Annotated in this window: 22 protein-coding genes; 11 read left to right on the top strand and 11 right to left on the bottom strand. The window is 39.5% G+C overall.

Annotated features, from left to right (window positions below):
• Window positions 1-17: 17 nt before the first annotated feature.
• The 7 genes from SFU91_09795 to SFU91_09765 form a co-directional block, all read right to left on the bottom strand.
• On the bottom strand, window positions 18-905 hold the full coding sequence (locus SFU91_09795) for an exopolyphosphatase (GenBank protein ID MDX2129315.1): 888 nt from the start codon (window positions 903-905) through the stop codon (window positions 18-20).
• 37 nt (window positions 906-942) lie between these two features.
• Window positions 943-1,959 (bottom strand): response regulator, encoded by a 1,017-nt coding sequence (locus SFU91_09790; GenBank protein ID MDX2129314.1) that lies wholly within the window; start codon window positions 1,957-1,959, stop codon window positions 943-945.
• 132 nt (window positions 1,960-2,091) lie between these two features.
• Window positions 2,092-3,117 (bottom strand): NAD(P)/FAD-dependent oxidoreductase, encoded by a 1,026-nt coding sequence (locus SFU91_09785; protein ID MDX2129313.1) that lies wholly within the window; start codon window positions 3,115-3,117, stop codon window positions 2,092-2,094.
• A gap of 157 nt (window positions 3,118-3,274) precedes the next feature.
• The gene (locus tag SFU91_09780; GenBank protein MDX2129312.1) at window positions 3,275-4,051 is read right to left on the bottom strand and encodes an SDR family oxidoreductase; all 777 of its coding nucleotides are present in this window, start codon (window positions 4,049-4,051) and stop codon (window positions 3,275-3,277) included.
• Window positions 4,052-4,134: 83 nt separating this feature from the next.
• Window positions 4,135-4,491 carry a hypothetical protein gene (locus tag SFU91_09775; protein ID MDX2129311.1) on the bottom strand — a complete coding sequence of 119 codons (357 nt, stop codon included), beginning with the start codon at window positions 4,489-4,491 and terminating at the stop codon, window positions 4,135-4,137.
• A gap of 200 nt (window positions 4,492-4,691) precedes the next feature.
• A complete protein-coding gene (locus SFU91_09770; GenBank protein MDX2129310.1) occupies window positions 4,692-5,369 on the bottom strand; it encodes an ATP-binding cassette domain-containing protein in 678 nt (225 codons plus the stop codon).
• 27 nt (window positions 5,370-5,396) lie between these two features.
• On the bottom strand, window positions 5,397-6,257 hold the full coding sequence (locus SFU91_09765) for a TIGR00282 family metallophosphoesterase (GenBank protein ID MDX2129309.1): 861 nt from the start codon (window positions 6,255-6,257) through the stop codon (window positions 5,397-5,399).
• A 260-nt stretch (window positions 6,258-6,517) separates the two neighbouring features.
• On the opposite strand from SFU91_09765, the gene SFU91_09760 reads away from it, so the two are divergent.
• Genes SFU91_09760 through tsaB form a run of 4 tightly spaced genes read left to right on the top strand, consistent with a single transcriptional unit; the run spans window position 6,518 to window position 10,626 of the window.
• Complete coding sequence (locus SFU91_09760) at window positions 6,518-7,321, top strand: polyprenol monophosphomannose synthase (GenBank protein MDX2129308.1); 804 nt, start codon at window positions 6,518-6,520, stop codon at window positions 7,319-7,321.
• A gap of 28 nt (window positions 7,322-7,349) precedes the next feature.
• Window positions 7,350-9,386, top strand: coding sequence for a glycosyltransferase (locus SFU91_09755; GenBank protein MDX2129307.1), 2,037 nt, complete (start codon window positions 7,350-7,352; stop codon window positions 9,384-9,386).
• Window positions 9,383-9,886 carry a GNAT family N-acetyltransferase gene (locus SFU91_09750; protein ID MDX2129306.1) on the top strand — a complete coding sequence of 168 codons (504 nt, stop codon included), beginning with the start codon at window positions 9,383-9,385 and terminating at the stop codon, window positions 9,884-9,886. Before SFU91_09755 ends, SFU91_09750 begins: the two co-directional genes overlap by 4 nt.
• Window positions 9,886-10,626, top strand: coding sequence for a tRNA (adenosine(37)-N6)-threonylcarbamoyltransferase complex dimerization subunit type 1 TsaB (tsaB, locus tag SFU91_09745; GenBank protein MDX2129305.1), 741 nt, complete (start codon window positions 9,886-9,888; stop codon window positions 10,624-10,626). Before SFU91_09750 ends, tsaB begins: the two co-directional genes overlap by 1 nt.
• Before the next feature lie 18 nt (window positions 10,627-10,644).
• Here tsaB and SFU91_09740 read toward each other — a convergent pair whose 3' ends face one another.
• The 4 genes from SFU91_09740 to obgE all read right to left on the bottom strand — a co-directional run bounded on the left by SFU91_09740 (window position 10,645) and on the right by obgE (window position 15,500).
• A complete protein-coding gene (locus tag SFU91_09740) occupies window positions 10,645-11,880 on the bottom strand; it encodes a GlmU family protein (GenBank protein ID MDX2129304.1) in 1,236 nt (411 codons plus the stop codon).
• Between the two features lie 6 nt (window positions 11,881-11,886).
• Window positions 11,887-14,079, bottom strand: a complete 2,193-nt coding sequence (locus SFU91_09735; protein MDX2129303.1) for a DUF5916 domain-containing protein — start codon at window positions 14,077-14,079, stop codon at window positions 11,887-11,889.
• A 67-nt stretch (window positions 14,080-14,146) separates the two neighbouring features.
• Entirely contained in the window at window positions 14,147-14,413 is a 267-nt protein-coding gene (locus SFU91_09730; GenBank protein MDX2129302.1) for an HPr family phosphocarrier protein, read from the bottom strand.
• 16 nt (window positions 14,414-14,429) lie between these two features.
• On the bottom strand, window positions 14,430-15,500 hold the full coding sequence (gene obgE, locus SFU91_09725; GenBank protein ID MDX2129301.1) for a GTPase ObgE: 1,071 nt from the start codon (window positions 15,498-15,500) through the stop codon (window positions 14,430-14,432).
• A gap of 277 nt (window positions 15,501-15,777) precedes the next feature.
• On the opposite strand from obgE, the gene SFU91_09720 reads away from it, so the two are divergent.
• The 7 genes from SFU91_09720 to mltG all read left to right on the top strand — a co-directional run bounded on the left by SFU91_09720 (window position 15,778) and on the right by mltG (window position 23,918).
• A complete protein-coding gene (locus tag SFU91_09720) occupies window positions 15,778-18,060 on the top strand; it encodes an ABC transporter ATP-binding protein (GenBank protein MDX2129300.1) in 2,283 nt (760 codons plus the stop codon).
• 20 nt (window positions 18,061-18,080) lie between these two features.
• The gene (locus SFU91_09715; GenBank protein MDX2129299.1) at window positions 18,081-19,433 is read left to right on the top strand and encodes a biotin/lipoyl-binding protein; all 1,353 of its coding nucleotides are present in this window, start codon (window positions 18,081-18,083) and stop codon (window positions 19,431-19,433) included.
• A 143-nt stretch (window positions 19,434-19,576) separates the two neighbouring features.
• Entirely contained in the window at window positions 19,577-20,953 is a 1,377-nt protein-coding gene (locus tag SFU91_09710) for a TolC family protein (GenBank protein MDX2129298.1), read from the top strand.
• A 135-nt stretch (window positions 20,954-21,088) separates the two neighbouring features.
• Complete coding sequence (locus SFU91_09705; GenBank protein MDX2129297.1) at window positions 21,089-21,610, top strand: NYN domain-containing protein; 522 nt, start codon at window positions 21,089-21,091, stop codon at window positions 21,608-21,610.
• A gap of 29 nt (window positions 21,611-21,639) precedes the next feature.
• Entirely contained in the window at window positions 21,640-22,362 is a 723-nt protein-coding gene (locus tag SFU91_09700) for an HAD family hydrolase (GenBank protein ID MDX2129296.1), read from the top strand.
• A gap of 1 nt (window position 22,363) precedes the next feature.
• Complete coding sequence (locus tag SFU91_09695) at window positions 22,364-22,765, top strand: chorismate mutase (protein ID MDX2129295.1); 402 nt, start codon at window positions 22,364-22,366, stop codon at window positions 22,763-22,765.
• Window positions 22,766-22,811: 46 nt separating this feature from the next.
• On the top strand, window positions 22,812-23,918 hold the full coding sequence (mltG, locus tag SFU91_09690) for an endolytic transglycosylase MltG (GenBank protein ID MDX2129294.1): 1,107 nt from the start codon (window positions 22,812-22,814) through the stop codon (window positions 23,916-23,918).
• The last annotated feature ends 7 nt before the right edge of the window (window positions 23,919-23,925 follow it).

The following is a 23,925-nucleotide window of genomic DNA, read 5'->3' as shown; positions in this document are numbered from 1 at the left end:
TTTCGTCAGGTTTTTTTTTACTGCACCAGATATTTTAACATTTCTTGAACAACTCTGTCGGCATCATCTTTCTTGACCCTCGTGCTCCCAACGGCTTTGTGTCCGCCGCCGCCATACTTTTTCATCAGTTCACCGACATTGATATTTGCCGTTTTGTTAAAAATGTTGTAGCCCACGCCAATCGATACAAACCCCGGTCTTTCACGATCGTTCGTCAACTTCAACGAGATATTTGTTGCAGCTTGAAATGCATAAAGGTAGTAGCGATTTCCGTTTGGAAGTTCATCAAATTTTCGAAGGTCTGTAATCAGGACATTTTTTTCAACCTTTGAATTATCTCTAACTGCTTCCATAAACTGAAGATTGCTCTCCTTAAAAGAATCGACACGCTTTTTGACCTCGGCATCGGCCATAATCTCATCAATTGTTTTTTCCATCATCAAGTCAATTAGATGGAGCCAATAGGGTTTGTCTTCATGATATTTTCCATCAATGGTCATTGATAAAATTAAATATCCTGACGGTTCGATAACTTCCGCATAGGTCAGATTCGCGGAATCAATTTTATCGGTGTGATGCAAAAGTTCTTCATACCTCGCCAGTACAGGGAAATCGGGAAGGTAATAATCATAAATCACGCGAGCTGCACTTGGGGCATTCTTAAATGCACCTTTGAATTCCTTAGGTTTTACATTTGCGATATGATGATCAAACCACATTCCGCATCGCTTATCGTATGGAAGGTTCGCTAAAATATCGTTTGAATCAATTTCAATCTCTCCATCTTGAACAAACTTTGGTTCTGAAAAGCGAACTTCTTGAATGTTCTCTGTATTTTTTAAGAAAACTGCACAAACAAGACCATCTAAATCTGCGCGAGTTAAAACCTTTATTTGATTGCTCATTTTATTAAGAATTAAAGAACAGCTTTTGACCTATGTCTTAAGCAAATTCATATTTGACCGGTACAATTTCGTGGTATGCTTTATCGAACTCACCTGATGATAGCATTTCTAAAAAAACACTCATGAGGTTTGGATCCCACTTATTCTCTTGAGTTTCTTTGCGCATTAAATCAATGGATTCATGATGAGAAAGGGCTCGCTTATATGGGCGAACGGTGTTCAAGGCATCATAAAAATCCACAGTAGCAATTACGCGTGCGGTAATCGGAATATTCGATCCCTGAAGATTGTCAGGATAACCTTTACCATCCCACCGCTCTTGGTGCCCCCGAATAATTGGCAATACAGGCGCAAGTGATTTTAGTGGTTTGCAAATTTTCTCTCCTTCTTCGGGATGAATTTTCATTATCTCATACTCTTCAGCAGTCAGCTTTCCGGGCTTTAAGAGAATCGAATCTGAAACTGCAATTTTTCCTATATCATGTAAGAAACCGCCTTTTCGCACCGCTTCCACTTGCCATTCTTCTAAGCCGATTTTCTTTCCTAGTTTAATCCCGTAATCTGCCAATCGATGGCAATGCCCGTTGGTGTATGGATCTCGGCCTTCAATAGAAAGTGCAAGCGTGACAATTACTGATTCAGCATTTTCCAATTGATCGATATAAGCCTTGGTTTTAAGCAGCGCACGTACTTTAGTAATTAATTCAATACGATTAAAAGGCTTTCCCAAAAAATCATCAACACCGATATCAAGTGCGCGAACTTTATTTTCAAAATCAAATAGACCTGTCAACATAATCGTAGGAATCAGCCGAGTCTCTGACGATTCCTTTAACTTTGAAACCATATCACACCCATTCATTTTGGGCATCAACATGTCTGTAATTATCAAATCAGGACGATTTGATTCGACAGCCGCAAGTGCTTCAATACCATTCATCGCCATTCTCACGCTATAGCCTTCAGTCTTAAGCGTCTCTTCAAGAAGTTTGAGAATGATTTCCTGATCATCAACAATCAAAATATCGGCTGCCGCTTTTTTATCATTCGCCATAAATACTCACTTACTTACTTTCGTTGGAAAGATTGTTATTTTAATTCTTTTTACAGAATCAGGGGAATAAACATTTTGGTCTGCCCTTCGATGCTAAAATAATTTCCTAACTGATTCAAATTTCATACTTTTTTATGCCACTTTTTCAGCATGCTTTTCTTCTTTTTTATCGTCTTTATTGCTGCTGTGACCCGGAAAGAACGAAGCATGCGGGTCAATTACGGTTTTGGCATGATTAACGGCAATAGCGGCCTCGCCGAAGCCGGTCGCAATAAGCTTTAACTTGGCTGAATGTGCCGCAACATCGCCGGCAGCATAAACGCCGTTTATACCAACTCCCATATTATGATCAACCTTAATTCCATTGCCTTGTATCTCAAGCCCCCAATGCTTAATCGGGCCGAGATTGGTTAAAAACCCAAGGTTGCACAGTACGGCATCGGCTTCAATGACCTCTTCCTCATTGGTTTTGTTATTGAAAATAACTGCAGATTTTAAGAGACCGTTTTCACCATTAATTGTCTTTAGCTCCCAATAGGTTCGAATCGGCACGCCAAGTTCTTTTACTTTTTTTACGCTGTCTTCATGTGCAACAAACTTATCTCTTCTGTGAATCAGCAACATATTCGAATGTGGAGCGAGTGCCATAGCCCAATCCATTGCCGAATCTCCGCCTCCGACGACGAGAAGCTTTCTTCCATAAAAAACTGTTGGATCCTTAACAAAGTAGTAAAGCCCTTTGTTTTCCCATTGCGAGAGATTTTCGGATTCCAATTTACGGGGCGTAAACGCACCCACACCGGCTGCGATTAACACCGTTTTAGAAAATAATACTTCTCCAGTTTCGGTGGTAAGATGAAAAACCTCACCAACCTTTTCAAGTTTTTCAATCTTGGTGTTGGTTATCACTTCAGGGTTGTATTGAGCGGCTTGCTCATAAAGACTTTTTACCAAGTCTTCAGCCAAAACTTTGGGATAACCCGCAACGTCATAAATCAATTTTTTGGGATACAATGCCGTTAGCTGCCCACCGATATCTGAAAGACTATCGACAATCCGAACCTTCATAGCACGAAGCCCGGCATAAAAAGCACCGAAAAGACCTGTTGGCCCCGCACCAATAATGGTAATATCAGGTATTTCTGATGGTGCGACCATTGTTTGTTGATTGCTGTCCAAAATTAAATTTCAGTTTGGTTGAAATAAATGAATTTCAAAGATAGGGTTTTTCACCGAAAAGCCTTATGACTAAAGTACGACGCTTTTTAATATGATTCATGTTTGGTGTGATGAAAGGGCATTACCTAATTTTAATTTACTTCCTCGTAGGATTGAAAACAAACGCTGCAATTTTCGAGACGATGTGCCTTGGGAAAAGGCGTTCTGTATGAATCATCACTTTGTTGAAAATCCCAGAAATCACTTTTGAACTCCCTGCTTCGAATGCTTGAATTCCAACTCGTACCACTTGTTCAGGCTTTTCCATTGGTAAAAGCATTTTTGATGGGTCATGCTTGGCTACTTCAAAGAAATTCGTCTCGGTCGTTCCGGGGCAAAGTGCCGTAACGGTTACTCCGGTTCCGTCAAGTTCTTCGTTTAATCCCTCAGAAAAACTGAGCACAAATGCCTTTGTTGCTGCATAAACGGTTAGATATGGAACTGCCTGAAAGGCACCTGTTGAAGCTACATTGATTACCCCGCCTGATTTTCTTGAAATCATCTCAGGAAGAAATAAGTGTGTTAGTTTAACTAAAGTCGAAATGTTCAATTCAATCATTTCTTCATAAGTCTTGAGTTTTTGATAGGCAAAAGAGCCCAAAAGCCCAAAACCGGCATTATTGATCAGAATTTCAACCTCAATTTTTGAAGTCTGGCAAAAGTCCTTTACAACTTCAGCTGATTCAGGCTTTGAAAGATCTAACGCAAGAATTTTCACATCAATTTGATTTTCTCGTTTAATACGGTCAGCTAGTTCAAGAAGCTTTTCTGCAGAACGAGAGATTAACAGCAGATTTTTTCTTTTTTGGGCATACTGCTCAGCAAAACACTTTCCAATCCCCGAAGAAGCCCCTGTTATTATGGTATAAAGCATATTTGGTCATAATAAAAAAGCCCACTTTGAGCAAAAAGTCAAAGCAGGCTGAATAGATCAATCAACTCTAAATTATTGTGGTATTAAGATTTTTCAGGTGTCACATGAAAATCTGCACCGATTGCAGCAGCAAGCTTTTCGACATATCGTTCAATTTTAACCACACGCGAAAACCCGTCTGACTTAAGCCGTTCATACATTTGATTGTAAGCTACTTTTCGCTCTTCTTCAAAGCTATTCAGTTGATTTTGATACTTAAGTAGCGCATCATCAATATCGGTATCTTTTAGCTTGGTAAACTTTGGCCGATCTGAATCCCAAACCCGATCGCTTTCTTTAGCGACAACTTCAGCGTACCGAAGCGTGACATCAAAGAGTTCTTGAATTTGGACGCGTAAATCATCCCATTCTTCTGAGGTTAAGCCTGCTTTATTATTCATATCCGTTGTAGTTATAACTTATAAAATCAAGGTTTTTCAAGAAAGAAAATTACGACTCAAATTCACTTTAGCTTCAAATCAATTGGTTCTTTAATGACTCAATACGCACATTATGGCAATTGCATTTATTTCGAAAATAATTTAATAAAACTTATTTGGAAAGCTGAGAATTAAACATTTGATAAAACCCGCAAACGTCATCAATTACCCTTTAAAACCACATCAAAAATTTTTCCTGATTTGATCATTAATGTTCGTGAAGGCACACGGCTCACGATATCATAATCGTGGGTAACAACAAGTGTTGTTACACCCTTTCCACTAATACGCTTAAGAAGTTGCATAATCTCTGTTGAGACTTCCGGATCAAGATTTCCTGTAGGTTCATCAGCCAAAAGAAAATAGGGTTCTCGAACGATAGCCCTTGCAATTGCGACACGCTGTTGCTCTCCGCCCGAAAGTGTTTCCGGCATATCATATTTTTTTGATAATAAACCAACTTCTGATAGCGCTTCATTCACTTTTCTTGAAATATCTTTCGACCCCACTCCAGTGACCTCTAAAACAAAAGCGACATTTTCATAGACGTTTCGATCGAAAAGCAATCGAAACTCTTGAAACACAATTCCCAAATTCCTACGCAGAAAGGGGATTTCGGATTTTCTCAGTTTTGAAATTTCAAATTTACCAACATGAATTTCTCCTTCATCGGGTTTTGTTTCTGCATAGAGAAGTTTCAAAAAAGAACTTTTTCCCGCCCCGGAGGCACCGATGATGTAAACAAATTCACCACGGCCAAGTTCAAAATCAAGGTGATCAAAAATCACCTTATTACCGCGCTTCAAAGAAACATTGTGCAATCGTATTAATGCTGCCACTCTTCAACTTGTTACGATTATGCGAAACTAAATCGCAGTTTGAGCAGCCCTTGTCGTTTCAGGCTTTGGTGCATTTTTTCCAATGAGCGATTTGGTAAATTCAGGAAAAGTAACCCGTTCAAGGTGAACACATTTTCCCGTTTCAGGATCTAACTTAATTACCATTGCAGTAAGATGAACATCGCTGGTGGCACATTCATATTTGTGCGGGGTTTGATAAATAAATCGATCAATCGCAGTTTTAGACACCATTCCAACCACAGATTCATATGGGCCTGTCATACCAATATCTGTACAAAAACCTGTTCCTTTGGGAAGAATCCGTTCATCGGCTGTTTGAACGTGAGAATGTGAACCCATAACAACGGAAACGCGTCCATCCAAATACAAACCAAGAGCTGCTTTTTCAGCAGAGGCTTCAGCGTGCATATCGACAATGATATACTTGGTTTCCTTTCGCAGCCGATCCAAGGCCCAGTCGGCAGTGCGAAAAGGGCAATCAATCGTGTACATAAAAGTTCTTCCCTGAAGGTTGAGGACCGCAATTTTCCCAAGACCATTTGGTAAGTTGAAAGTCCCCATACCGGTACCATAAGTTCCTTTCGGATAGTTTTGCGGACGGAGGACATGTGGTTCAACTTTTAAGGTTTCATGAAATTTAAAGTTATCCCAAATATGATTTCCGCCTGTAATGACATCAACACCTGCAGTACGTAATTGGTGGAGAATTTCGAGGCTCATTCCTTTTCCGTTATAGGCATTTTCTCCATTGCAAAGGGCAAAATGAATATCAAATTTTTGGATATATCCTTTTAGTAATTTGCAAACAAGTTCAACGCCCGGCTGACCGACAACATCGGCCATCATAAAAATATTGATGGTTTTCATTTTAAGTAGTTTATGTTCAATCTTCCCAATTTACAACACCCATTTTCAAAATCACTGGAATACTTCTTAATGCCTGTTTTTTTCAACGGGTGATTTTACGATAAATTATCTTCCAGACTTTTAGGATGGACTTTTCTTGCATTGGTCTGAAAATATTATAATTTGAAGACAAGTTGTTTTTTATCAAACTCTTAATTCAAATTGATTCTTTGAATTAAGAAATTAATTTATTTGCATCCGTTAGACACCTTTTTCAAACGATGGCATTGAGATTCAGAATGGATAAACCCGTTGAAAATTTTGAGTTACCTACATCTTTCCCTCCTAGTGTGGATATAGCGATTGGAAAAACCCTTATTATTATACCGACTTACAACGAGGCTGAGAATATTCCAATGGTTGTTGGGTTAGTCATGAGCCTTGAAATTCCCGGGCTTGATATCCTAATCATCGATGATAACTCTCCAGACGGTACAGGATCAATTGTCGAAGAAATGATGAAAAAGAATAAGCATCTTTTTCTTTTGCGCAGGCCGGGAAAAATGGGCTTAGGAACGGCTTACGTGGCCGGCTTTCGATATGCCATTCAGCATGAGTATGATTATGTTATGGAGATGGATGCCGATCTTTCACATGACCCTAAGATGATTCCTAATTTCTTATCAGCGATAAAAGAAGCAGACCTTGTTATTGGCTCTCGCTATTTAGATCGGGTTGCAAATGTCGTGAATTGGCCGATCTCGCGGCTCATTCTATCAAAGGGTGCTAGCCTTTATACGAGAATGATAACTGGCATGCCGATTCAAGATCCGACCGGAGGATTCAAATGTTTTCGCCGTAAAGTGTTGGAATCAATAAACTTAGATGAAGTTCGCTCCGGCGGTTATTCGTTTCAAATTGAAATGAACTTCAAGACTTGGTCAAAGGGTTTTCAGGTTCGCGAAATCCCTATTGTTTTTTTTGATCGGACGGTTGGCAAATCAAAAATGTCTCGAAAGATAATTCTTGAAGCGATGTGGATGGTTTGGGCATTAAAATTTAAGCAACTCTTAGGAAGGCTGTGACCTTGCAACTTTTGTACACGGGAGTTCAATGACGCTTTCTATCGTCATCGTAAGTTACAATGTTCGAGATTTTTTAGAACAATGCTTGAAGAGCGTTATTAAGTCATCTCTCGGAATTAAGGCAGAGATATTTGTTGTCGATAATAATTCTGCGGATGGTACGATTCCTATGTTACGAACCAAATTCTCTTCCCACCCGGAAATCGATATCCACCTAATACTGAATCAAGAAAATTTAGGCTTTGCTCGTGCCAATAATCAGGCTCTTAAAAGATGTAAAGGAAGATACATTTTGGTATTAAATCCTGATACATTGCTTTCTGAGGATACGCTCCGTAAGATGATTGAATTTATGGAGAAACCTGAGTCAAAACAGATTGGCGCTTCGGGATGCAAATTGCTCAATGCCGATGGTACTTTTCAACTTTCGTGCCGAAGGTCATTTCCAAGCCCTGAGGTTTCACTTTACAAACTTCTTGGACTATCCTCTCTTTTTCCTAAAAGTCCTCGCTTCGCGCAGTACAATCTTACCTTTCTTTCTGAAAATGAGACATACGAAATTGACGCCTTAATGGGCGCTTTTATGTTTTTAAGACGAGAAGTTTTAGAGACTGTGGGGCTTTTCGATGAAACTTTTTTTATGTACGGAGAAGACCTTGATTGGTGTTACCGAATAAAAAAAGGTGGATGGAAGATTGTTTATTTCCACGAAACTCAAATTATCCACTATAAAGGGGAGAGTACAAAAAAGCAAAGCTTCAACTATGTTCTTCAGTTTTATGAGGCGATGCTCATTTTTGTGAAAAAATATTACAATTCCTCGAGTTGGTTTGTTTTCATTCTCACGCTTGGAATTTATTTGAGAGCATCTTTATCTGTTGTCAAGAGAATTTTGGATTCGCTCTTTTTCCCTATCCTTGATGCGTTTTTCCTTACGCTTTCAATCGTCATAGGTTTTTTCATTAAGTTTTATGTTTTAAAGCATAGTGGCTATCCGGAAGAATTTTTGTTAATCGTACTTCCATCATATTTGGCTGTGTGGATGATGTGTTTTTTAAGTTTTGGTGTTTACCGAGCCTCAAAGATATGGGCACTTAAAACACTTTGGTTAGCACTTTTTGCAGGGTTTATACTTTCTTCTTCAATAACATTTTTCTTCAATCAGTTTGCTTTCTCTCGAATTGGTCTCGCAACCAGTTTTATCCTTGCGCTATTCTTTCTCTCATCTTGGAGACTAATCGCCAAACTTGGCTCTGCTCAGAAAAGCGGTTCAGGGGGTTTATTAAAAAGAGCCGCAATATTTGGCACTTCTGAAAAGGCATTAACTCTTTTTGATAGAATGAACCAACTTCCAACCCCTCGCTCCCGAGTGGTTGGTTTTATTTCCAGTGAACCTTTAATCTCATTTGATGCATTGGCTGATTTTGAAACTAAAATTCAGCGGTTAGGAAAAGAAGCACCCCCACTTCTTGGCTCAAAAAATCAACTTAAGGAAGTGGTTAGAGTCAATAAGATTTCAGAAATATTGATTACACCCTCAAGCGTAAGTAATACAGAAATATTAACTTTAATCTCACAATTAAAAGATTCCTCCCTTGATTTCAGGTTCGTTTCTGAAGATTTGGATGTCATTATCAGTAAAGGAAGTATTGATCCTTTAAGCCCTGAACCTTTATCAAGTTTAGGTCAAGAAATCGGGATGCAATCGATAGAGTATAATTTACTTCGCCCTGAATCTCGTTTTACAAAACGGTTATTTGATTTAATGATTTTTCCTCTCGTTTTGATTCTTTCACCACTCATTTGGCTTCGAGGTAGGAAAGATATATTTATTAAACTTTGGTTTGTTTTTACGGGAAGGATGACTTTTGTTGGCGCAAGTCACTCTGTTCAAATGAGTTCCAAAAATGGATTATATGTAGGAAAAGAAGGCGTATGGACACTTTCAAAGTTGAGCGGTAAAACCGGTGATCAAGCAGAGAACACCGATGTGTATTATGCCAAAAATTCCACTCGGTTTCTTGACCTTGAAATTCTATTTAAATCAATTCTCTTAAATGAATGACGACTAAACACATAGACATTGCTCCTGTTACACCTTCAAACTTCGAAGTTTTTTTTTCGCTCATTGTTTCATTAGCAAATTATGAAAAGCTCACGCCTCCTGATGATTCAGCAAAAAAAAGATTAAAAGCTGATGCCTTTTCTGAAAGCCCCCGATACTTTTCTTCTCTTATACTTTTTGAACAAAAGCCTTCGGGTTACATCATTTATTTTGAAACCTATTCCAGTTTTTTAGCGAAACCGACGCTTTATTTAGAGGATTTATTTGTACTGCCGGAATATCGAAAATTGAAGTTGGGTCTTACTGCATTTCAGTTTTTAGTCAAAGAAGCAGAAAGAAGAGGATGCGGAAGAATTGAGTGGCAGGTTTTAGATTGGAATCAAATTGCTATAGATTTTTACGAAAAGCTTGGAGCCAAAAGAATGAAAGAATGGTATTCTTATCGGCTCGAAGAGAATGATTTGATACGCTTAGAGAAAGAATTGAAATCGATTTTATAATGAGTCATCGCCTCAATATTCTTGCCATAGAATCTTCTGGAAGCCCACTTTCTATTGCAGTGTTAAAATCCGATTCCACACAACCGCAACAGTTTTTTTTGAAAAGCTCAAATGAAACAACTCGAAGTTCTGAAGTAATTGTGCCAATGATTTCAGAGGTATTGCAAGAAGCGCTCCTTGAGCCTAAAGACTTACATGCCATCGCGATTTCACAAGGGCCGGGGTCGTTTACTTCGCTACGTGTTGGAATGTCGGTTGCAAAAGGGCTTTCGCTTGCCCTTGAAGTGCCTATTATCGCTTTACCTACTTTAACTCTGTTCTATCGGTATAGTTTAAGTTTAAGCCCACTTCAAGAAAAAACAATCGCCTACAGACTTGCTATTCAACATTTAAAATCAGAGGAATTCTACTATGCTTTATTTCAAGAAGGGGCGTTCAAAGATGCGATTGATACCGGATATGCAACTGCTTCAGAAATTATTGCTCTCGTAAAAGCAGTACAAAATGAAAAGCAAACCAAATGCGATTTAGTAGTTAAAGAATCTAATTTAGCTCAGCGTTTTTTTTCAGATTTAGATCCTCTTCTTCTCACAGGGCTTACGGCGGAGTCGATGCTCGAATGGGCAAGTGAGAAATATTTGGCTAAAGAATTTGCTGATACAGAAACGCTCATCCCTCTTTACATCAAAGAATTCGAAGCTCGAAAAAGTAATAAATCTGTCTTTTCAAAAAAGATGTAAAGACCTTTTCGTGAATTTCTATTCACTTAATGTGGCGTAAGTAACTCGGATTAATTTTTCGTAAGATTCAGTCATTTCAATTCCTCTTCGTTTCATCACGGCGCGTGCAGTTTCGAGGGCTTTTTCAATTTGGTATAATGTAAATCCTTCTGCCCCGCCCCATTGAAAAGAGCCTACTTTTTTTGGTGGAAATCCATTTCCAAAAATGTTTGATGAAATTCCAACGATAGTTCCGGTGTTGAACATTGTGTTAATCGACGATTTTGAATGCTCGCCCATTAAGAGTCCTAAAAATTGCATTTTGGTATCAATTTCTTTTTTCCCGAATGTCATCCGAACCGTGCTGTAGTTGTTCTTTAGATCTGAGGTATTAGTGTCTGCTCCTAAATTGCACCAATGGGAGATATAAGAATGTCCCAAAAATCCTTCATGCTGTTTATTGGAGTAAGATTCCATAATGCTGTCCTCAATCTCCCCGCCCGCTTTGCATCGCTCTCCGATATAAACATGATCATAAATTTTTGCAGCTATTTTTACGGTAGATTTCTTTCCGATAAATACATTATTCATCAAAACCGAATTTGGCATTACCACGGCATCCTTTTCCACAATGATAAATCCATCTTCGGCATCTAGCACCACTCCAGCTTTAATGTCAGCACCCTCACCAATAAAAATGCATGAAGGATTGACAAGCACCGCACTTGGATGAACTCTTCCCAATACATTTCCCATTGCAGGATAAATCGCAGCTTCACGAATAAAAGTTTGTGGATGCAATCGGATCAATTCCCAAGGGAATGAGATTAATTGCGCATCGGTTTGCCGAATCTTCATCCCAAATGAGAGAGAGGAAGCCGAAACTGTGTCGGGGAACTCATTTCCAAAAAAAGTTTTAGGATTGACACGAAAACATACAGGCTGCGCTCCATTGAAAAGGGCTGTATTCATTGCCATTTCACCAGAATCAAATAAAGCGAAAAGACCAAACGCAAATTTATGATCGACAATGCAACGCGCATTCACAAATATTAATTCGTCTGTATCAAGAGGTGAGGTTAATATTCGATCTCCAAGAACTTCCCTCCAATACGGCCGCAACTGTTTACGGATAAGAAGCGCAGGAGAAGCAAAATGCTTTTCGGCTTTTTCTCTTAAAGTGGAAATCCCAAGCACCAATTCGGTAATCGGTTTTAAGACGGCTAAAGGAAAAAAATTCAATACAGCATCGTCTTCGAAGAGAACAATTTTCATATAAAATCAAATGATAAACCGCCAAACCAATTTGGCCAGTACGCTTACGCCATTAGAGCGGATCGTTTGGTCGGTATTGAATGATTGAGTAAAAACAAAAAAGAAGTCGGTTCCGATGGTAGGAATCCAAGTCAAGCGGAAGTTAAGCAAGGCTTGGTTATCATTATCGTTCCACTGTGCAAATAGTCCACCGAAAAACTTTGGAGACATCGAAAATTCAGTACGGCTAATGATTTGGTTAGTAAATATTTTCCCACTTTCGAAGCGTAACTCATTATGTTGATATTCAAAGTCAAAAGTGATAAAGCGGCTTAATCGAAACGAAGTCCCGACATTGAAATTCAAACGAGTCCCGCCATAATAATCTCCCCAACTCACCCCACCATAACCCGATACCCAACGACCGTCAAAGGTTTCCGCGTTAAGTTCATATCGAGTGAAATTGTATTCACCAGCCTGAATCAAAATATTTCTTCCTAAAGGAAAATCTTCAGGTGGGATATCCGTTTGATGCTCAATCCAAACCCAAAAAGAATCGCCCGAATTCAACTGAATCCCAAAAGGCGACCCAGCAAGTACAGCAGATTCCCTTGCTCCGGTTAAATCATTCCAAAAAAAATTGGCAAAAAGGGGTGTGAAAAAAATTTGCTGAATTCCATCAATATTAGGCCTCGGGTTGATATCGCATGCAAACAACGCGCTTTTGTAGTTATTTCTTCCCACAAATCCAACCTCAGGATTAAATCGGGAATCGAGTTTTGAAAAATCGGCACGCATACTAATTAAATCGTTGGGGTAACGGATTCCAAAATTGAACGTGTTTCCGATTTTATTGGTAGAATCGGAGGTATAGGACTGTGCAAAAGCTGATTCAAAAACTAAATTCTTATTTCCCAAAAATTGATCGGTTGCAAGCCTTGTGTTCAATCCATAAACATAGTTTTGCCGATTGCTTTCTATTTTACTTGTCGCGATAACTCCTACCCGAGATTGATCGAAAATATCTTGACGAAAGCTATAAGCACCATAATTGACACTCCTTTGTGTGTCTTGAGCGGCAGTTTGCATTGAGATCACTCCCAATGTTGTGCTCCCCGCTTTTCCCAAAAGTCTTGCGCCGGCAAGAATTGGGATGGGCAATCCGTTATCAGAAAGTCCAATTCGGCGACTGTAAAATCCTAAGGCATCGGTGCCAAAATCGAAATAATCTCTTCCTTCCAAAAAGAACTCTCTCTTTTCAGGAAAGAATAGTGGAAATCTGGTGAAATTAATCTGTGCTTGATCAGCTTCGACTTGCGCAAAATCCGTATTAGCCGTAAGATTCAATTTTAAGGTGGGCGTAAAAAGGTAGTTTAAGTCAGCTCCAATATTCCTTTGCCAATCGATGCTTTTGTTACTTTCTTGTTGGACACCAGAAAGTAGGTAAGGTTTTAACTCCAATAAGTTTGTGCTTTTCAATCCTCTAAGATTCACCAAAGTTCCTGCGCGATTGAGTTGCTCAATGGATGCATCTCGAGCCCATCCTTGCCATTGAACTTGTTCTCTTTTATGACGAATGTTTCTTTCAAAATTGATTCCCCAAATCTGCTCTTCTTGTTCACTGAACTTTAAGGTTGTAAATGGAATCTTTATTTCAGCAAACCAGCCGAATTCAGTTCGTGTTGAAGCAGCATCCCAAACCCCATTCCAATCAACATTAAACCCGACGCCGTTATCTATAATTAATGCATCTGCTCTTGCACCATTTGGGTTTGTCACAAACAAATATCCGTTTCTTTTATCGTGATAAGTGTCGAGAATAATATTAAAATTGTCTTCACGCCACCAAGAGAAATCGCGTCTCTGCTCAAAGGCCACAATTTTTTCGGGGTAGGAATCATAAGACCAAATTCCAAAGTATAAATTTTCCTCATCGTAAAGCACGGCAACCTCCGTTCTTTCGGTTGCCGGTTCACCCTCGACCAAATTTCTTTGGGTAAAATTCGTTATCCTTATTGCTTTTTGCCATAACACTTCATCCAACTTTCCATCCAGTGAAATTTTTTCTTGACTATGAATGCTGAATGGATAAGCCACCATTGTATCTGGTTTACTTATTTGTGCATACACTAGATTTGGGAGGAATAAAAGAAAGGCAATAAAAAAGGAAATGATGCAATATTTGCGAATTCCCTTAGAAGGGGTATATGAAAGCGCCATTTTAGCCGATAGAATTGTTCATAGTTTCTTTAAAATCTATTCTAACGGCGCAACTTAAATTAAGTTGTTATATCTCGCCAAAACCGCTTTCAAAGAGTTTTACAACCGCATCTGAAGCTTCGCTTTCATCAGAACCATTAAATTTCAGCGTTAACTTTGTCCCTTTTGGAACAGCCAAAGTCATAATTCCGATAACCGATTTTGCATTGACTTCTATCCCATCCTTTTCGATAAAAAAATCAGATTTATACTTTTCAGCAAGTTTCGCCAGTGCTGCGGACGGGCGAGTATGTAAACCAGCTTTATTTTTAACAACAACTTCTCGAACAATCATGAATCGGATTTCAGAATTAAATTTTCTTTTTGAAGTTAGACTGATTAAGCGAAAGTTCAAAAGCATCCTCTCGCGTTTCAGAAACATAACTCAAACTCTCTTGTTCTTCTTTCGACTTTTTTATTTGGATTTGTTGCCAAAAAATGTCGATCAGGTCATCAAGGCCTTCTCCAGTAATACTGCTAATCGAGTGTATTTTAACCCCTTTGATTTTTGGGACTTTAAATTTTTGTGGCTTTGAATCAATTTTGGTAATAACAAGTACTCTTGGTTTTTCCAGCATTTGTGGATTGTAATGCTCCAATTCATTCAAAAGAGTTTCATATTCATTTTTGATTTTTTCGGTTGTTGCAGGAATGAGTAACGCAAGAATTTTTGTGCGTTCAATATGCTTAAGAAATTTAATCCCTAAGCCTTTTCCTTCCGAAGCACCTTCAATGATTCCGGGGATATCGGCTATTACAAAAGTTTGATAATCTTTATGATGAACAATACCAAGATTTGGTTCAAGTGTTGTAAATGGATAATCTGCAATTTTTGGACGGGCTGCACTTAACTTTGAAATCAAGGTGGATTTTCCGGCATTGGGGAAACCAACGAGGCCAACATCTGCAAGCATTTTAAGCTCAAGTTGAATGGTTTTTTCTTCACCGACTTCGCCTTTTGTCGCATGACGAGGCGCTCGATTCGAAGGGGTTGCAAAATGTTGATTCCCTAAACCTCCTTTTCCGCCCTTTGCAAGACAAACTTTTTCTCCGTCATGAATCAAATCACAAAGAACCTCATCAGTCTCAAAATCTTTTATTAATGTACCAACAGGCACTTTGAGAATAAAGTCATCTCCACTAAGCCCTGTTTTTCTTGACCCCTGACCTTTTCTTCCACTCTCTGCTTTATAATATTGTTTATACCTGAAGTCCATTAAGGTTGTCAAATTCCGGTCTGCTTGCACATAAATATCGCCACCTTTTCCGCCGTCCCCACCGTCCGGCCCTCCTTTTGGAACATATTTTTCTCTGCGAAATCCAATTACCCCATCACCACCATCTCCGGCTTTAATGGTTATTTTCGCGCTATCAATAAGCATCTATTCTTCGATTAATTTATTAAGCCCTAAAGATAATCGATTTATTATAAGAATTACCCGATACTTTACGGGGAAGGTTTCAAAGAGAAAATATTTACACTTTCGATTAATTAAGAAATTTTTAATAATGAAAAATTGTATATAACAAGACTCATTCGATTCAATAAATTTGGATGTTTGATTCCACTTTTTGTTTAAGTAAGTGCATGTGGTTTTCGAAAATCCGCTTAATTACTACATTAAAAAATTTTCAAGAACATTCATTATCGATTTGAATATGATGAATCAATCGACATCTTATAGTCAGAATGGAACTTCGTTTGAACTCCAAGCAATTGATGTGTTTGAGTTCCTTTCGCTGCGGTTTCACTCTTCGATGACTGCGGCCACATCTCACGCCTACTTAAGGGAACTTAACATTAACGACGACACAATATTTGACACGATTCTTAAAACCGGCATCAGTTGCGGATTCTTGATGCGAAAACTCTCACTTCAAAAAGATGATATTACAAATCAGCCTATCGATAAATTTTTGGTCAAAGTTGGAAAGAAAATCATTTGGATTGAATCTTTATCGAGGGATGAGGCCCTTTGTACCACCTTCAATCCAACAGTACAATCCAAAATTAAGCCGGAAGAAATTTTCTTAGGTAAGCAAGCAGTAACAATAATTCTTTGCGAAGGACTCACAAGGTCGTTCATGACAAGCGATGAGCAAGGCGCTGAAGTTAAAAAGGATCACAGCAAAATGAAAGAGCATCACACACACGGGCACGAGGGACACGACGATCACCATCACAATGTTACCGCACTTATTTTAAATCGATTAACAAGGATGTGGAATGAAGAACGCCGTGACATATTGGTGGTAATTGCCTATGCAGTTGTTATTGGACTGATGTCACTTGTTGTACCGCTTTCAGCTTCAGCGATTGTTAACTCGATAACGCTCGGCGTTTTTACAACACAGCTCTTTGTTATGTGTTTTGTTATTGCGATAGGACTTTTGCTTGTCGGCGTCTTTGAAGTGATGCAACGCTATGTTGTCGATATTTTGCAACGTCGAATCTTTGTAAGAACCACTTTTGAAATTGCCCATCGTCTTCCAAACATTAAGCATACAGCACTTCTTGGGGAATATACTCCTGAAGTTATGAACCGTTTTTTTGATATTCTTACGATTCAAAAATCGGTAGGTAAGTTTTTTCTGGACGGGTTAAGTTCCATTTTAGTCACGGTCATCGGTTTAATTCTTCTTGCGGTTTATCATCCTTTTTTCCTTCTGTTTAACGTTTCTTTGTTCATTTTTATCCCTCTCTTGGTTTTTCTTTTAGGTCGCGGAGGATTAACTACCAGCATCGCAGAATCCAAAAAAAAATACGCGATTGCTTCTTGGTTAGAAGAAATTGCACGATGTCAAAAAAGCTTTAAGCTTTATTCAACGCCTGAATTTGTATATGAGCGAATTGATGCTTTCGCCATTGATTACATTCGAGCCAGACACGATCACTTCAAAGTTTTGATGCGCCAAATTGCAGGAAGTGTTGTGTTTCGAGCTTTTGCGACGGTTGGAATTTTAGGAATCGGAGGTTCTTTGGTTATTGAGCGTCAACTCACCATTGGTGAATTGGTCGCTGCTGAATTGGTTTTGGTTTCAATGCTTTCTGCAATCGAAAAATTGATTGAACAATTTGAATCGCATTACGACCTTTTTACAGCGATTGATAAAGTTTCACATATCACGGATAAACCCATTGAACCAGTTGGCGGCGAATTTGGGCCTTTATTCGACAAACCAATCGATGTTAAAATGGAATCGGTTACGCTTGTAGCTTCCAATGGAAAACCGATTTTGAGAAACATCAATCTTCACATTCCTAGTGCAAAAAATATTTCTTTGGTAGGGGAAAGCGGCTCCGGTAAAAGTGCCTTAGTCTCACTTTTGGTTGGGATGCAAGATTCTTCCAGCGGCTCAATAGAATTCAACGATTATGATATCAGCCGAATGGATAGGCGCAGGGTTCGTTCGGTTACCGGAATTGTTATGGAAGACAACCAAATTTTTGATGGCACTGTCGAAGAAAACATTCTTCTTGGAAGAAATATCAAATACAGCGATTTGGAATGGGCGATTGAAATGTCTCAATTAAAAGACGAAGTTAAACTACTGCCAAAGGGGCTAAAAAGCCGATTGCTTCCCAATGGCCTCAATGTTTCCGTGTCGTTTGGCAGACGCTTAATGTTTGCCCGGGCAATTGTTGCTCGTCCCCGCTTGCTTGTTTTAGACGAATCCTTTGCCGGCGTTGAAGAAAGAATCAAATTGGCGATAATTGATGGCATCTTCTCTGAAATGGGGTGGACGGTCATTAACATTTCTCACGATGCTGAGTTGCTTCAACGAAGCGACACGATTTACTTTCTTGAAAAAGGCGAAATCGTTGAAGAGTGTGAGCCTCATAATCTTTGTAACCTTGCGAATTCAAAAATCACTTTACTCTTTCCAGAGCTGACGCGTATTATCGGTGAGAAATCCGGATCGAATCCACAAGCACATTAACTTTATAGGAGCATCTATTTATGATTGAAACGAAGAATATCGCAGAAATCGAAAGTCATCGCGTGAAACCTCATCATGTCACTCAAGACTTTAATGGGCATTCCCATTCTGATGAAGATGATTACAAAGGGAAACTTGAAGAATATGTGCCCCGTTATTATGTAACCGCATTAAAGATGGTCAACGCCCCGAATGGGGCACGCCCACTGGCTCAAATGTTAATGGTGCTTTTGATCATCACAATTTTAATTATGGTTTTTGTTCCTTGGCAACAAAATGTGGGAGGGTCAGGCATAGTAACTTCTTTCATTCCCGAAAAACGACCTCAAACAATAGAGGCTGTCATAGACGGGCAAGTTTTGAAGTGGAATGTCAGCGAAGGTGACTTTGTAAAAAAAGGTGACACCATTGCTTTGCTTCGTGATATCGATACTAAATTTCTTGACCCACAATTTGCCAGAAGGCAAGAAGTTATTAGGGATAATGAAGTCGGTGAGGCAGAATTAGACATTATTAGCGGTCAACAAAAAGTTATTCAAGAGAAAGAAAAATTTTCTGCCGCTCAAGCTGATGTTAACAATGTCAATGTTGATGTCTTTACCGCCCGCATTCAATTTGAACGGGCAAAGAGTTTGGTAAAAGAAGGGCTTATTGCTCAAAAAGATTATGAAAGTGCTTTGATAAAACTTCAAAAAGAAATCAACGACTCCGTTAAGGCTCAAACCTCACTTAATGTTGCTTTCCAATCTGTTCTTAATGCAGAAACGGAATTGCAAGCAAAACGGCGAAAAGCATCTGCTAAGGTTGCAAAAGCAGATCTTGATCTTGGAAATGTAGACGCAAGAAAGAGTTTCTCTGTTGTTATCTCTCCGATTGAAGGCTACATTGCTCGAATCAATCGAGCTGGCTTAGGACAAACGGTCAAAAAAAATGAGCGACTTGCACTTGTCGTTCCTGTTACGGATGATATCGCCGCTGAAATATATGTCGGCGGGTTAGACGCAGCGATTATCGATACAGGCAAACCTGTTCGACTCCAATTTGCAGGCTTCCCTGCAGTTCAAGCTTTCGGCGCCGGCCTTCCACGCGTTGCGATTGGAACTTTTGGCGGAATTGTAAAAGTCGTTGATGCGGTCGATGATGGAACCGGCCGTTTTCGTGTATTGGTCATTCCTGACCCCAAAGATCAACCTTGGCCGGAGCGAAGTTTTCTCAGGCAAGGAACTGATGTCTCCGGTTGGATTCTCTTAAACGAAGTTCCCGTTGGCTATGAATTATGGCGAATTGCCTGCGGCTTTCCGCCCTTTTTGCCCGTTAAGCAGAATAAGGATAAGAAGAAGACGGAATCTGGTTTGGAGGAAACAAAAAAATGATTTCTTTTCCTTTGTTTGATTTTAAATTCATTATCATTTTCAACATTTCTCGAACATTTCTACGGCCAAATTTTTTTCGACAAACCATCTTTTCATTTTTTCTCCTATTAACGGTTTCGGTTTGTCATCTAGAGGGTCAAGAAATGCGTCAACTTGGACAACGGTCTTTTTTCTTGAATAAAAGTGCTTCTGATTCCTTGTCCTTAAATGCATTTCTTGATGCGGTGCTTCTCGCAAATCCTCAAAGCCTTGCCGCTTCGCTAGAAACACGTTTTGGTGATGCGCAACTCCTTGGCGCACAAGGTGGTTTCGACCCATTCTTTAATGCCGATTACGAGAGGAAAACAAAAGCGGGGACAGCAACGGTAGATTTTATCAATGCGGGTGTTGAATTGCCGATCGCCACACTTTTCGGTCCAAAGCTCTTTGCAAAATACACTCGCGGGATTGGATCGCGTATTGATAATCAGTTTCGAACAGAAGAGGACGGAGAAGCTTCTTTCGGGTTAAAGCTGCCGCTATTTCAAGGTATATTTACTGATAAACGACGCGCGTCACTTGCGAAAGGTGAAATTTCAAAAGAGCGTGCAGAGTACCTAAAGCAAGAATTACAATTCGACTTATTGCTTGCTGCCTCCTCGGTTTATTGGGATTGGAGTGAAGCGTATGCTCAATATGATGTCATTGAAAAGCTTTTCAATATTGCTACAGAACGCGCCAGAGCGATCACAGAAAGAGCCAGACGCGGCGAGTCCGCAGCCATCGATACAATTGAAGCGCTTCAAGAAGTTGAAAAGAGGCGTGGTGACATGCTCAAAGCGAGAAGAAAAGCAGAATCAAGCAGCATCAAACTTTCGATTTTCTTGTGGAATGAAGATGGCTCTCAACGCCCTCTAAACGCAGCTCCTTATGCTTTACCGGCTGTGTTTCAACTGACCTCAGCAGAAATTGAGCGCGATCGAAATCAAGTGTTAAAACGCAGACCCGAAGCTTTCCAATTAGAATTAGATATTCAAGCGGCAAATGTCGATCTTGATTTCAGTCGTGAATTTCTAAGACCAAATATTTCCGCTGAAATTCAAGCAATGCAGTATAAATTTAATTCCATTGGACTAACGGATTATAAAGTCGGTCTCAATATTTCACAGCCGCTTTTTTTTCGTGAAGCCTCTGCTCAAGAGGAATTAGCGCAAATCAAAGTTCAACGAACAGTTCTGAAGCGACTTGAGCTTGAAAGAAAAATACTCGCCGAGGTTGATGATGCAATTTCAGAGCTAAACCGCGCACTTGAAAGGATCGATGCGGCCGAGCGAGAAGTCAAATACGCCCAGTTGGTTCAACAAGGCGAACTTCGGCGATTTACAGCAGGTGAAAGTTCCCTTCTGATTTTGAACTTACGCGAGCGCGCAACAGCAACGGCTCAAAGCGGACTTGTTTCTGCAAAAGCTGATTACTTTCGTGCATTAAGTCTTTATTTATGGTCCACGGGTAGAGCAGCCGAAAAATGGTTTTTACCCTAAATTATTTTAGAATCTTCCTTAGGAATTAAATCTTCAGAATTGTGCCGTTTTCATCCCCCTTTTTGTATATTCCTAAAGTTTACGGCCGGTCTTGCTCTCGCAAATGCAAATTTAAGAACGCTGAGAAAACAGGTTATGAAAGTCGTTTATATAGACGGATATAATCTTGCCCATCAATTGGGTATCAAAATCAGCAGTTCTTCACTTAATGAAGCGAGAGATAAGACAGACTTAGCTGCAGTTGATTTTCTTCGGAGTCACAATGAGTTCAAAAATTCCTTTCGAGTTATATCTATTTATGATGGGAAAGGTCTTATTGGAACAGAAGAAATTTCAATTGGTGTAAAAAGGATTTTTACGGTTAGTGGCGAAACGGCGGATGCACGAATCAAAAAAATGATTGATGAATTTCCGTCAAAAAAGAAATTAACTGTAATTAGTTCTGATCGAGAAGTGATGAATTATGCCAAACTTTATGGCATCAATACAATTCGTTCTCAAGTGGTTGCAGCCAAGTTTCAGAATCGTTTCGTTTCGATCGCACAAAGTAAAACACCTGCTGAAAAACATAAAGACCACTCGAGCAACTTGGCAAGCGAGTTAACTATGAAAGAATTGCAAGAGTGGAAAGCCATTTTCGGTATTGGCAAAGAATAGCCGAAGAAATAAACCAATTGACTTAATTTATGCTCAACGGTAAAAAGGCGATCATTTTTAGCCTTGATTCATTAACAAAAAGAAAGGTCGAATGCGAAGGCATTCATCAACTTTTCTCAAGTATTGAAGTCGATCATTTTCAGCTCTTAGGCGATGAACTTTCGCTTCGCGAGATTCAACAAGTTTTGCGAACGATTGTTATTGTTTTTAACGCCTGTGTAGAGCAAACGATTCATCAAAATTTTGCCTCTCCAAGCCTACCCGTCATTACTGAGCGTGCTTTAGAGCTTACCCTGAAACGCAAAGTCAGTGCTGCTGAAACCGAAGAAGTTCTTGATGCTATTATTTCTTCTCTTGGAATTCATGTCACTAAAAAGATGCAACTTTACTTGAACCTGCTTCAACAAAGTGGTTATCTTTTAGGTATTGTTGCTAATCTTCCCTTTTCTTCAGGAGTATTAACCACTGTGCTCGGAAATGCTGGGTTGCATAAGCAATTTGAAACCATAATTACCTCTACGGATTCAGGGATATTCAAACCAAATCCTGAAATTTATCAAATGGCAATTGAATCGATGAGTTGTACAGAAGCAGAAGTTTTTGTTGTCGGCTCTGACATTGAGCGTGATATTCTTCCCCTTGTTTCCTCACCTTCAAAAAAAATTTATTTGAATTCGAGAAAAAAATCAGCGAGTTTACCTGAGGGCGTCTCATTTATTCATTCTTTAGAAGATCTTCGTGAAATAGTCTAAGATGACGAAAACCAAGAAAAAAAAGATTTCAACCAAACCCTCCAACCTTAAAGAGCTTTCTGAACCTGAGGCGTTGCAAACCCACCGAATTGCAATAAATGAACTTGATGCGCAACTTGTGCATCTATTAACCGAGCGGTTTAAAAGGGCTGCTAAAATTAGCGAGATTAAGCAAAGTGAAGGTATCCCGATTCGACAAAAGAAACGTGAAGTCGAAATTATCACTCGCGCTGTTTCGCTTTGCCCCATTGAAGAAGTGAGAAAGGATATTAAAAATGTCTTTGGCGAAATTCTTAAGTCCTCTAGGCGACTTCAAGAGTTAACACTCAAACGAAATTGGCTTATTCCTCTTACGACAGAAGTTTCAAAAAGGGGAACTCGCAGTTCACAAAAAAAGAAGTAACGCGCCGGATGACACCGTTTTTTTTTGAACCGATTCGCTCGCGATAATGCCTAATTCACTTCGCCCCCGAATTATCAGGGTATCCATCAATCTCTTGATTTTGTTTTTTCTGATTGGAGGAATCGGGATTTCGGCCATTTATCTATTTCTCTTCAAATCTTCCTACAACACTTTCATAGATAAGCAAGTCAAAGTGGTTGCCATTCACAGAGGGATGTCTTATCCTCAAATATTAAAAGAGCTCAAAAGCGAAGGGGTTATCAAACACATTGATCCGATGCTTTTTTTAGCACGTTTGATGCCCGAAGCTCAACGAATCAAACCCGGACGTTACTACATTCCGGGGGGTTTAACTTGCTCAGAACTTATAACGTTTCTTGCAACACGAAAGCAAGACGAAGCCAAAGTTAGAATTCCGGAAGGCTCTTATGGCCGCGAAATCGCCGCCATTATTGGCACTTCACTTGATTTAGATTCCCTATCATTTATGAATGCTTTCCAAGATAAAGAGCTCTTAAAACGATATGCTGTCGATGCACCAAATTTTGAAGGTTATTTTTTGGCTGAAACCTACAGCCTTCCTTGGGCTTCAACGGCTGAAGATGTCATAGATTTCTTTCTCAAAAAATTTCGAGAGTTTTATTCAGCAGAATTGAAAGCGCTTGCAGAACGAGCCGGTTTAAATGAACTTGAGGTAATCACGCTTGCAAGCATTGTCGAAGCCGAAACCGATATCATTTCGGAAATGCCTGTCGTAGCGAGTGTCTATTTAAATCGATTAGCCAAAGGCATGAGACTCCAAGCCGATCCAACAGTGTTATTTGCCAAAGGAGGTGTGTTCAGAAGAGTTCTCTATGAAGACTTAAAGTTCGACTCGCCTTATAATACTTATCTTTATGACGGTTTACCTCCGGGGCCAATCGGGAACCCATCACGCGAAGCCATCTTAGCCGTATTAAAACCGGCGAAGACAAAATTTCTATTTTTTGTTGCTACAGGAAAAGGCGGACACCGATTTGCAATAACTCCCGAAGAGCATGAACAAAACGTAAAACTTTACCGAACGGCGATGCGAGCAAAACAGGACAGTCTTAAAGCAATCAAGCGTGAAGAACAACGGTTGCTTTCACTTGAAAGACAAAGCAAACGATAAACACCTA

The organism is Chloroherpetonaceae bacterium, from assembly GCA_033763895.1.
Classification (GTDB): Bacteria; Bacteroidota; Chlorobiia; order Chlorobiales; family Thermochlorobacteraceae; genus JANRJQ01.
Note: the sequence above shows the minus strand (reverse complement) of the source record. Positions and strands in the feature narration are given on the sequence as shown.

Excerpts from the sequence above, each read along its gene's own strand:
- SFU91_09795 (MDX2129315.1), bottom strand. The coding sequence starts at position 905 with ATGAGCAATCAAATAAAGGTTTTAACTCGCGCAGATTTAGATGGTCTT.
- SFU91_09790 (MDX2129314.1), bottom strand. The coding sequence starts at position 1,959 with ATGGCGAATGATAAAAAAGCGGCAGCCGATATTTTGATTGTTGATGAT.
- SFU91_09785 (MDX2129313.1), bottom strand. The coding sequence starts at position 3,117 with ATGGTCGCACCATCAGAAATACCTGATATTACCATTATTGGTGCGGGG.
- SFU91_09780 (MDX2129312.1), bottom strand. The coding sequence starts at position 4,051 with ATGCTTTATACCATAATAACAGGGGCTTCTTCGGGGATTGGAAAGTGT.
- SFU91_09775 (MDX2129311.1), bottom strand. The coding sequence starts at position 4,491 with ATGAATAATAAAGCAGGCTTAACCTCAGAAGAATGGGATGATTTACGC.
- SFU91_09765 (MDX2129309.1), bottom strand. The coding sequence starts at position 6,257 with ATGAAAACCATCAATATTTTTATGATGGCCGATGTTGTCGGTCAGCCG.
- SFU91_09760 (MDX2129308.1), top strand. The coding sequence starts at position 6,518 with ATGGCATTGAGATTCAGAATGGATAAACCCGTTGAAAATTTTGAGTTA.
- SFU91_09755 (MDX2129307.1), top strand. The coding sequence starts at position 7,350 with ATGACGCTTTCTATCGTCATCGTAAGTTACAATGTTCGAGATTTTTTA.
- SFU91_09750 (MDX2129306.1), top strand. The coding sequence starts at position 9,383 with ATGACGACTAAACACATAGACATTGCTCCTGTTACACCTTCAAACTTC.
- tsaB (MDX2129305.1), top strand. The coding sequence starts at position 9,886 with ATGAGTCATCGCCTCAATATTCTTGCCATAGAATCTTCTGGAAGCCCA.
- SFU91_09740 (MDX2129304.1), bottom strand. The coding sequence starts at position 11,880 with ATGAAAATTGTTCTCTTCGAAGACGATGCTGTATTGAATTTTTTTCCT.
- SFU91_09735 (MDX2129303.1), bottom strand. The coding sequence starts at position 14,079 with ATGGCGCTTTCATATACCCCTTCTAAGGGAATTCGCAAATATTGCATC.
- SFU91_09730 (MDX2129302.1), bottom strand. The coding sequence starts at position 14,413 with ATGATTGTTCGAGAAGTTGTTGTTAAAAATAAAGCTGGTTTACATACT.
- obgE (MDX2129301.1), bottom strand. The coding sequence starts at position 15,500 with ATGCTTATTGATAGCGCGAAAATAACCATTAAAGCCGGAGATGGTGGT.
- SFU91_09720 (MDX2129300.1), top strand. The coding sequence starts at position 15,778 with ATGATGAATCAATCGACATCTTATAGTCAGAATGGAACTTCGTTTGAA.
- SFU91_09715 (MDX2129299.1), top strand. The coding sequence starts at position 18,081 with ATGATTGAAACGAAGAATATCGCAGAAATCGAAAGTCATCGCGTGAAA.
- SFU91_09710 (MDX2129298.1), top strand. The coding sequence starts at position 19,577 with ATGCGTCAACTTGGACAACGGTCTTTTTTCTTGAATAAAAGTGCTTCT.
- SFU91_09705 (MDX2129297.1), top strand. The coding sequence starts at position 21,089 with ATGAAAGTCGTTTATATAGACGGATATAATCTTGCCCATCAATTGGGT.
- SFU91_09700 (MDX2129296.1), top strand. The coding sequence starts at position 21,640 with ATGCTCAACGGTAAAAAGGCGATCATTTTTAGCCTTGATTCATTAACA.
- SFU91_09695 (MDX2129295.1), top strand. The coding sequence starts at position 22,364 with ATGACGAAAACCAAGAAAAAAAAGATTTCAACCAAACCCTCCAACCTT.
- mltG (MDX2129294.1), top strand. The coding sequence starts at position 22,812 with ATGCCTAATTCACTTCGCCCCCGAATTATCAGGGTATCCATCAATCTC.